This window comes from Moorena sp. SIO3I6 (assembly GCF_010672095.1).
This window is the reverse complement of record NZ_JAAHHU010001401.1, coordinates 1-1,329: the sequence shown is the minus strand read 5'-3', so window position 1 is coordinate 1,329 and position 1,329 is coordinate 1. Positions and strand designations below refer to the sequence as shown.

The window sequence follows — 1,329 nt, the reverse complement described above, 5'->3', positions numbered from 1 at the left end:
TAGGGAGTAGGGAGTAGGGGTAAGAAAATTGACTTTACCTCATAAGTAGGAGAAACGCTCTAGTCAACTTTTAACTTTAGTAACTTATTAATAATTTAAGCGATCGCATCTTATTGAAGGTCAACCTACCCTACGGGAACGCCAAAGGCGAACAACCTTCAACCTACCCTACGGGAACGCCAAAGGCGAACAACCTTCAACCTTCAACCTACCCTACGGGAACGCCAAGGGCGAACAACCCTCCCTCAACCGACCCTAGGGGAACGCCAAGGGCGAACAGCCCTCAACCAAATTTGATAATCATGGCTTGCACCAGCTGAATAATTTCAAAGGTCACGAAGACGCTGAGAATAATTGTCACCAATTTATTCAGTATCGGTATGTTGCCATACCCAAACCAAGAAGCAACAAACTTGATTAACACCATACAAATGGCGCTAATGATTAAAAATTGCAGGATTGCCATAGTTTGATTCCCTGATTAACACGAAACGAGTCAGTAATTTAGTGTATTCCCTATTCAATAAGGATTACCCGAATTACAAGGAAAATTTTATAAAAATCTTAAGCAATCAATCAAAATTAATCCTAATGTGATCCATAGTATATTCCTCTACCATTGGTAGCAATAAAAACAAGTCCGAACTCCTGCTTACTCGCCTCCATCACACCAGGTCTATTGCCAATTGGTCGGGAGCGATCGCCCATCCGTGTCCACGTGCGTCCCATGTCAAGAGACTGGAATATTCCTGGTTCTTGGGCACGGCTTTTGGCTGACCTTCCTGAAGTCCCTCTAGCTTCCTGATTCCTAACCCCATTTCCGAGATTGGGAACATTTCCATCAATATTGCCATAAATATATAGTGCTGGAGTGTCGCTTCCCTGGGGTGCTTTACCAAAAGCAAATAGGTGAGCTCTGGTTACTGAAGGGACCTTAAGGAATGACTTACCACCATCGGTAGAGCGATAAAAACCCTTGCGGTCTAGACTCAGCCAAATTTCACCCTTAACCCCTGGCACCGTTTTCAGGGAATGCCAACCTTCATTCCGCAGTGAATCATTCACAATTTGAAAGGATGAGCCGCCGTCATTGGAACGATAGACTTTGCCTTTGGCATAGTAATAAAACGTGTTGCCATCTACAGGGTCTGCCGCTAAAGATTGAGACCAATTCCATGGACCACCCGGACCATTCGGTAATCCTGAAACCTTTTGCCAGGTCACCCCTCCATCCGTAGTGCGCAGGGGCTGACCTTGACTAACTGTCACAACAAATAAATTGGGGTTAGTAGCAGACATAGCCACCCGCATCGGCATCGTATTGTCTGG

Annotated in this window: 1 protein-coding gene and 1 pseudogene; one reads left to right on the top strand and one right to left on the bottom strand. The window is 45.1% G+C overall.

Going from position 1 to position 1,329, the window contains the following annotated elements; genetic code table 11:
• The first annotated feature begins 113 nt into the window (after positions 1 to 113).
• The gene (locus F6K49_RS49700) at positions 114 to 320 is read left to right on the top strand and encodes a hypothetical protein (RefSeq protein ID WP_293069342.1); all 207 of its coding nucleotides are present in this window, start codon (positions 114 to 116) and stop codon (positions 318 to 320) included.
• Between the two features lie 268 nt (positions 321 to 588).
• Here F6K49_RS49700 and F6K49_RS49695 read toward each other — a convergent pair.
• A pseudogene (locus tag F6K49_RS49695) lies at positions 589 to 1,329 on the bottom strand (hypothetical protein); the annotation flags it as partial.